At 37.1% G+C, this 7336-nt stretch carries 10 protein-coding genes; 1 reads left to right on the top strand and 9 read right to left on the bottom strand.

Annotation, left to right across the window (positions count from 1 at the left end; genetic code table 11):
- Nucleotides 1-958 (top strand): transposase (locus tag H4J70_RS19710; RefSeq protein ID WP_182251755.1); only part of this gene is annotated, 958 nt, incomplete at its 5' end.
- A 272-nt stretch (nucleotides 959-1230) separates the two neighbouring features.
- On the opposite strand, the gene H4J70_RS19705 is transcribed toward H4J70_RS19710, so the two are convergent.
- The 9 genes from H4J70_RS19705 to H4J70_RS19665 form a co-directional block, all read right to left on the bottom strand.
- On the bottom strand, nucleotides 1231-1689 hold the full coding sequence (locus H4J70_RS19705; RefSeq protein ID WP_182243847.1) for a GNAT family N-acetyltransferase: 459 nt from the start codon (nucleotides 1687-1689) through the stop codon (nucleotides 1231-1233).
- A 107-nt stretch (nucleotides 1690-1796) separates the two neighbouring features.
- Nucleotides 1797-2120: a hypothetical protein gene (locus H4J70_RS19700; protein WP_182251754.1), complete on the bottom strand. Its 324-nt coding sequence runs from the start codon at nucleotides 2118-2120 to the stop codon at nucleotides 1797-1799.
- A gap of 126 nt (nucleotides 2121-2246) precedes the next feature.
- Complete coding sequence (locus H4J70_RS19695) at nucleotides 2247-2807, bottom strand: flavodoxin family protein (RefSeq protein WP_182243846.1); 561 nt, start codon at nucleotides 2805-2807, stop codon at nucleotides 2247-2249.
- Between the two features lie 107 nt (nucleotides 2808-2914).
- Nucleotides 2915-3652 (bottom strand): hypothetical protein, encoded by a 738-nt coding sequence (locus H4J70_RS19690; protein WP_259366894.1) that lies wholly within the window; start codon nucleotides 3650-3652, stop codon nucleotides 2915-2917.
- Between the two features lie 126 nt (nucleotides 3653-3778).
- Complete coding sequence (locus tag H4J70_RS19685; protein ID WP_259366893.1) at nucleotides 3779-4285, bottom strand: helix-turn-helix domain-containing protein; 507 nt, start codon at nucleotides 4283-4285, stop codon at nucleotides 3779-3781.
- 173 nt (nucleotides 4286-4458) lie between these two features.
- Nucleotides 4459-4953, bottom strand: coding sequence for a hypothetical protein (locus H4J70_RS19680; RefSeq protein WP_182251753.1), 495 nt, complete (start codon nucleotides 4951-4953; stop codon nucleotides 4459-4461).
- Between the two features lie 124 nt (nucleotides 4954-5077).
- A complete protein-coding gene (locus tag H4J70_RS19675; protein WP_182243843.1) occupies nucleotides 5078-5374 on the bottom strand; it encodes a hypothetical protein in 297 nt (98 codons plus the stop codon).
- A gap of 127 nt (nucleotides 5375-5501) precedes the next feature.
- Entirely contained in the window at nucleotides 5502-5855 is a 354-nt protein-coding gene (locus H4J70_RS19670) for a DUF1428 domain-containing protein (protein ID WP_182243842.1), read from the bottom strand.
- A 115-nt stretch (nucleotides 5856-5970) separates the two neighbouring features.
- Nucleotides 5971-7314 carry a hypothetical protein gene (locus H4J70_RS19665; RefSeq protein WP_182243841.1) on the bottom strand — a complete coding sequence of 448 codons (1344 nt, stop codon included), beginning with the start codon at nucleotides 7312-7314 and terminating at the stop codon, nucleotides 5971-5973.
- Nucleotides 7315-7336 lie beyond the last annotated feature (22 nt).

Below are 7336 nucleotides of genomic sequence, written 5' to 3'. Positions count from 1 at the left end.
ATCTGATACGCCGTATTATCATATTTGCAGTCAAACCGTTCGCAAAGCCTTTTTATGTGGTGTTGATAAAGAAACCGGTGTCAGTTATGAGCACAGGCGTCATTGGATTGAACAGCGCATTTTTACATTATCTCAGGTGTTTGCTATTGATATTTGTGCTCACGCTGTCATGAATAATCACTTACATTTAGTCCTTCATGTTGATAGTGAACAAGCTAACAACTGGACGACGCTAGAGGTACTGTCCTGTTGGCATAAGTTGTTTAAAGGCACCCTGTTGACCCGTCAATATCAACAGGAGCAATCATTAGCTACATTAACTCCATTCGAAATGGAAATGGTTGAAGAAACAGCACAGGTCTATAAACAGCGTTTAATCGATATCAGTTGGTTTATGCGGGCATTAAACGAGCCTATTGCTCGACAAGCCAATAAAGAAGATAAATGCACAGGGCACTTTTGGGAAGGACGCTTTAAATCACAAGCCCTGCTCGATGAAGGGGCATTACTCGCTTGTATGGCTTATGTAGATTTAAATCCAGTACGTGCGGGCATTGCTCAAACACCTGAGCAATCGAGTTTTACCAGTATTCAACTGCGTATCAAGGCAGCCATTATCGGGGAGCAACCGACAACGTTATTACCTTTTACGGGCCATGAACATCAAGAGAAAACCTCCGGTATCCGCTTTAGTTTGAAGGACTATTTAACCCTTGTAGATGAAACAGGTCGCGTAATAAGAGCAGACAAACGAGGCGCTATCGAGACTAAAATCGCAAATATACTGTCAAGACTTCACATCAGCGATGACAGTTGGCTCAAACTCACCACAAACTTTGAAGGTATATTCACTGGCGCAGTAGGCACCGCAGAGCATTTGTGTGAATTTACTGAGCACGTGGGGTTAAAGCGCGCACACGGTAAAGCAAATGCTCAAGCTTGTTTGAATAGCGCGTAAACATAACTACATTCAAAGGCAGCACTAAGACAGCAAGAAAAATACGGCTACCTTGGGGGAGAAGTAAAGCTTGCCTGAAATTCACTCATTTAATCAACATCTATAAAAATCGATATACAAAGGCTTACAAAATGAAGTACATGCATTGTTGTTGGCCAATGGATAGCAGTGTTTCAGAGCATTATTACTGTGTAGCATTATTATGGGTGGCATAGTAATTTTTTGCATCGCTATTTTGTCGTACTTCACAGTTGATATTATGTGTCACACATTTACTCAATAGCCTTTGACATAAACATACTATATGGATCTTCTTGATAGTTACCAAAAGGGGCACATGGTTGAAAACCAAATTGTTGATAAAGTTTTTGTGCTGGAATAAACGCATCCATAGTACCCGTTTCCAAACTTAATCTTTTATACGAACGAAGAGTCGCTTGTTCAACGATATGCTCTAATATCTTACGAGCAATACCTTTACGTAAAAACTTGGTCGATGTGCGCATAGACTTTATCTCGCAATGATCTTTATCAAGTTCTGTTATAGCGCCAATACCAGCTAAATCTTGATTAACCCATAAACTCCAGAACGTTACATCGGGGTGTTCAAGTGCACGCAAATCTAGCGCGTGAACACTTTCTGGAGGTGAGTGAGCTAGCATATCTTCATGATGTTCTTGTAACAAAGAAATTACAGCTTCATGTCTTAATTCGCCAAGCTTAATATCCATATTGCACCTTTGTTTACCTGTATACCTAACGCCCATTCAGAAGCTAAAATAAGCGAGGCACGAGCAATGGCCAGCTTTTTTAGTCCTTTGGAATACCTTGTTATTTGCTAATTACGAAGAAAATGAACACTATATCTGTAGTAACTTGGGATATGACTATGTTCAATATCAACAACTTTATAGCTATTATATTCTGGATTTTCTGCAATAAACGCCATAGCTTTTTCATATAAAGCAGAATCAGTTCCTTCTTGAAAGTTTACATCTGTAGCCCATTGGGGAGGTGGGCCTCCGTAGTAAATTTTTAAAGTATAAATATCGTTAGTCTTAGCTATAGCCTCGAAGGTTGCTCCATAGGTTGATGTTGTAACGCAAGATGTTGTATTTAGTAAAAGGATTAAAACAACACAAAACTTGTTCAATAATTTCATTAACACTCCTATGCTCTAAGGCAAATAACGCCCAATTTACAGGCAAAACTAGTCGGCTAAAATAAATGAACGAAGTGGACAAAAAGCCAACTGTTTTTTGTCCTTGTTTAATTTCTTATTATGTTTCTAATTTAAACGAAGAGTAAGTTTTGCAACCCTACGACCTAAGTGCTTTGCCGTTGCAAGATCAACTTCATGTGCGACACTATTAGTCGTTTGGGAAACGACTCCTAATTGGCAACCTAATCGATTTAAAGTGGAACGATCTGTTCCATATGAAGCATCAATATTCACCCACAACATACCATGCTGACTTGCTAAAGTGGCCATGTATTGCAAAGTACTTGATTGGTCACCATTTAGGCCTGTTCCAGAGGTGAATCCAGCAGAGACTTTATCAGCCCACTCTTGGCTCTGCCAATGTTCACTTGAAGCATCCGCAAAAGCCTTGAATTGAGCTGATACACTTCCCATATATGTTGGGCTTCCAAAGATAATCGCATCGCATAATTTTAGTGCTTTGAATAACTCTTCGTTTTCAAATCTTCCTTCAAGGATTTCGCGCCCTTCAATTTTATGTTCAAGCACAGTTATTCCATGTTCTTGTTTAGCACCTAAAGCTATTGCTCTAGCAAGTTGTCCTGTGACATCACTCTTAGAAAAATAGACTATCGCTATGCGGGACATCGATTTTAAACTCCTTTATTCGATTATGCATAATCAAAACTAACACCTTGTTAAGAGGCAAAACACCGTTGGTTAAAATAAGCGACGATGGAGCAAATAGCCAACTGTTATTTGTCCTGTTTTAATGGCTTGCTAGAGGTAAACGTCCCCGGAAAAAAAGCATTAGCGACTGATTTAAATAACATTACCCACAACGCCAACAAGCCAAACCAATATAATTTTACCCCCTCTGTTTTTAACTCTCGTACTTTGGGTTCCATATATACATATGGAAGTAGAATGTTATTTTTTGATTTTATTTGATGGATTAATCCATCTTCATGCCAAATAGAAACATTAGATCCAACCTTTAAACTTCGTGCTAAGTTTTTACACTTACCCTCACCTATACCAACTGCTGAAAAAGTATCTTGGTATGAGCCAATATTAAGATCGAAGTATGAATATACTTTATCCGTTTCATCATCTATCACTTCTTCTTTATGACATTCAACAAAGTCAATTTTTGTTGAATATTCATGTATGTTCGTTAAATCAGTAACTATATATTTAGGTAATACAAAGGCGAGTACAGCTAAATTGATTAAGATAAAACCCAAAATAAACAGCTTACGTTTTTTTCCATTTCCCTCAGCAGAGAATTCAATGATAAATTCATTTTCATCATCGTCATCGTCTTCCTGATCTTCAATTTCTTGGGCTTTTTTTTCAAACTCTCCATTTTCTTTTCTTCGTTGAATTTCTTCAGATAACTGCTTATATCGCTCAGGAAATTTATCCTTATCGATATTTTGGTTAACATCAAATAATTCATCCAATGTGTAATTTGAATAGTTGATTGACAAGATATTTCCTTTTACCTCTAACGCCCCATTAAGAGACAAATAATGCTTGGCTAAAATAAGCGACGATGGAGCAAATAGCTAGCTGTTATTTGCCCTGTTTGAATGACTTATATGCCTTTTGTCTATTTAGCGATCAGAACTAGAGCTACTTCCCTTGTTCTGTTGATTTAAAATCTGGGATGTTTTTTCTTTTTCCCATTCTTCACCAAAGGGTTGAAATACCTGGAAAGCGAGGCCAGCAATAAGCGCACCAAAAGATAAGAATACAACAATCAATGGACCTAAATTTTCTCCGTCATTGTAGTTAGGCAACATAAAGAGGAGAAAGATTGCAATTAAAAGTGCCGAGAATGTATAAAAATATTTTATAGATTTAACCTTCTCTTTTGCTTTGTTGTGCTGAGAATGATCTTTAATCATATTCTCATCCCCTTCTGTTTGGAGATTTTTTTCATTATTTATAGCACATATAAGCTCATCAGTTGAGATTTCAAAAACCGCAGCCAAAGACTTCAAGGTTTCAGTTCCAATGCTTTCTCCTTTTTCTACTCTTTGAATGGTGCGAACATTTAAATCGCTTAGTTGCGCCAATTGTTCTTGAGACCAGCGTTTTTCGAGTCTTAATGATTTCATAGGTAACTCCATTTATTGTTGAATGCGGATGCACTATACACCAAGGGCATACTGTCGGTAATGACAAACAGACGACAAATAGCCGACAGACATAAATTTACGCTTACCAACGCCGCATTAAGCCAAAAATTATAGTTGGCTAAAATGTGTGAAGCACAAACAACAGCCAGCTGTTATTTGTCTTGCTTGAGTGGCTTGATATATTCGGTTTTGTCGTTAATCATAATAAGTTTGCTTAAACTGCTAATACTAGAGTCCTTTAGAACAGTTACAAGATAGAATGATGTCTTTAATTTTTTTTCAAAATCAAGCCACTCAAATTCCAAATAAAACCTACCATCTTCACTCTCCTTGACAATTAGCGGATTATCTGGATAAATTGAATCAATAAAATCAGAGTTATCATGAATAAAATAAAAGCCTACATCGGTAATTTTATAAAAGCTATTCTTTGGTAGTGTCACTTCAATTTTTAACTTTCCATGATTACAAGGAAATTGCCCTCTTTCTATATTTATGCTTTTTATCTCAGGGGGAAATAAATCACTACTCCACTCTATATCAGCATCTAAATCTATATAAAAATGAGATATCGTACCAGGTGAACAAGCAAAAGCACTAGATGTACAAAAGATTATAAATAGAATAGGAAATAACAGGTATTTCATCAAGTCTCCCGAATACAAAGCCCCATTAAGAGGCTTTAATTGTTGGTTATATTGTGAAGTAAACCCAAGCGGAACCTAACCAACTGTTAAAAGACCTGCTTGAATGGCTTGCTAAATGGATTTGTTATCCACCACCATCTCCGCCACCACAACCAACAACATCACCACTTCCATAATCGGCCCCATTTGAGTTTGTATGATAGTCGGAGTGTGTTTCAGTAAGTGAATCGAAAAACTCATTTATTCTTTTTGCTTTAACGTTTGGATCTGTACTTCTGAATTTGTCCCACGCCATAACTTTTTCCTCAAGAAGAGTACTTATCTTTTTGAACCTTTCAGGGAATGCTTCCCTATCAATATTTTCATATACTTCAGTAAGGTCATCGTATGAAAATTTATCGTAATCTGGCTCAGGTAGCATAATTTAAATTCCATTTAACGCCGCATTAAGCCGAAAATTATAGTTGGCTAAAATGTGTGAAGCACGAACAACAGCCAGCTGTTATTTATCTGTTTGAACGCATTGTTATGTGAAATATATCTCGGTGCTATTCCTCTAAAATAACTTCGAAACCACCGTAGATTAAACGTTTACCATCAAAGGGCATTGGATTTTGATCTGGGTGCATTCTAGGATCTGCCATAATAGCGTCCCAACCAGCATCACGAATTTCCTTTGTCGGCCATACAACAGATGAAAAAACTACAGTTTCATCTTTGCCACATTTTACAGCCATAGGGAAGGATGTAATATCACCATCAGGAACGTTATCTCCCCAACTTTCAGTAATTTTAAGTGCTCTGTGATCTTTGAATACGACCGCAGACAATTTCGCATGTTCAATGTACTTTTCTTTATTTACTGTTGGTACTGCGGCAACAAAACCATCGACATAAGACATATATTATTCCTTTTATACTCTACAGGTTGAAGTTCACATAACGCCCTATTAAGGGGGAGATTGTAGTTGGCTAAAGTATAAAGCGAAGCGAAACTAGCCAACTGTTTATTCTCAATTAAAATTTATATTGTACAATTGCCATATATTGCTTTTGCCTATGTTCCGCTGCTCGACTTTCCCATAAAGTTCTATTTTCATTGTTCGAAGTTGAGTTGATAAATTCAGCGCCTACATTCCAATTTATATCCAGTTGATATCGCCATGCCAACGTAAGGCTATCACCATCGCTGTCATTAGGGTCTTGTCTGTTCTGATCAGTTTCTTTTACTTTGAATTGGTCATGGCGTAGTGAAAATCTATGTGATCCTAATTTATAATTAAACATCACATACCATGAATAAATATCAGTAAACACTCCTGTTTCTTGACTGCCCATACCGGTATCACCAGATAAATACTGAGCTAACAGCCTAAAGTTACTTGTAAATTTATGTTGCATGGCAACGGAATAATATTGGGTTTTCCAAGCATATTGACGATTTTTTTCAATGGCATTTGGATCACCTCTATTATCGTAGTAATAAACTCTCACGTCAGTTTGTTTTAGATAACGCCAATGCCCTCCAACGTAATATCCCCATTTACTATCTGTTTCAATAAAAGGCTCAACAAAATTAGGCGTATTAATAGGGATGTCTTGCTGTGAAAAGTAATCAGAAAAGACAACGGCTTCATTATAAAAAGTTTGCCTATTATGCTGTGCCCAACCACGCCAAACAAGCAAGCTGCCTAAGCCATCATTCGCTTTAAATATAGAGGCTAATGCGGTAAAACTATGAGGGCTATTATGCTTTCTTCCACTTCGAGTGATTGACCACTGAGCACCTAAGGTTCTTTGCTCTTCTGCAATCCAAGAATTAATCGCTGAAAAACTATATGTATAAGGACTTGTCCATCCGGTTGATGTATTTTCGAGTGACATTTGAGGATAAAACATGCCGAATTTAATTTGATGTTTTAAGCCTTTATTTAATGGCGAATAAGTAAAGTAAGCTTCTGTTAAACCGATGCTTTTTTCACCATCCGGATTGTAATTGGCGACAAGATCAAAATTAACATTAGAAATTAAGTCGCCACTTATTTCTATCGCCGCTTGTGTTAGCATCAGTTTATCGTCGTCGTTATACCGTAATATACCCACGCCTTCTTCCTGCCAGCTATTTAACCAAGGCTGATGATAATCGGCTTTAATATATCCTGCTTCAATCACCCCTTTAACCGTTATTTGTGCAGCATTAACTGCAGAACTCAATAGAATAAAGGTGGCTAATAGTGTTTTATTTGTTGTACTAAGCATTATTTTCCTCATAATTGAGTAACTAAGGTAAAACTCACCGCCATGAATCGCCTTACTAATAAAGTAACCTTGTGCTGTTTCAACACCAATTTTATTCAACATCTTAAGACTTTATTTATTTTCA

Origin of the sequence: Colwellia sp. BRX8-9, from assembly GCF_014077245.1 — a bacterium.
GTDB lineage: Bacteria > Pseudomonadota > Gammaproteobacteria > Enterobacterales > Alteromonadaceae > Colwellia_A.
Note: the sequence above shows the minus strand (reverse complement) of the source record. Positions and strands in the feature narration are given on the sequence as shown.

Coding starts and splice junctions, on each gene's coding strand:
- H4J70_RS19670 (WP_182243842.1), bottom strand. CDS start 5,855: ATGTCTTATGTCGATGGTTTTGTTGCCGCAGTACCAACAGTAAATAAA.
- H4J70_RS19675 (WP_182243843.1), bottom strand. CDS start 5,374: ATGCTACCTGAGCCAGATTACGATAAATTTTCATACGATGACCTTACT.
- H4J70_RS19695 (WP_182243846.1), bottom strand. CDS start 2,807: ATGTCCCGCATAGCGATAGTCTATTTTTCTAAGAGTGATGTCACAGGA.
- H4J70_RS19705 (WP_182243847.1), bottom strand. CDS start 1,689: ATGGATATTAAGCTTGGCGAATTAAGACATGAAGCTGTAATTTCTTTG.
- H4J70_RS19680 (WP_182251753.1), bottom strand. CDS start 4,953: ATGAAATACCTGTTATTTCCTATTCTATTTATAATCTTTTGTACATCT.
- H4J70_RS19665 (WP_182243841.1), bottom strand. CDS start 7,314: ATGTTGAATAAAATTGGTGTTGAAACAGCACAAGGTTACTTTATTAGT.
- H4J70_RS19700 (WP_182251754.1), bottom strand. CDS start 2,120: ATGAAATTATTGAACAAGTTTTGTGTTGTTTTAATCCTTTTACTAAAT.
- H4J70_RS19685 (WP_259366893.1), bottom strand. CDS start 4,285: ATGAAATCATTAAGACTCGAAAAACGCTGGTCTCAAGAACAATTGGCG.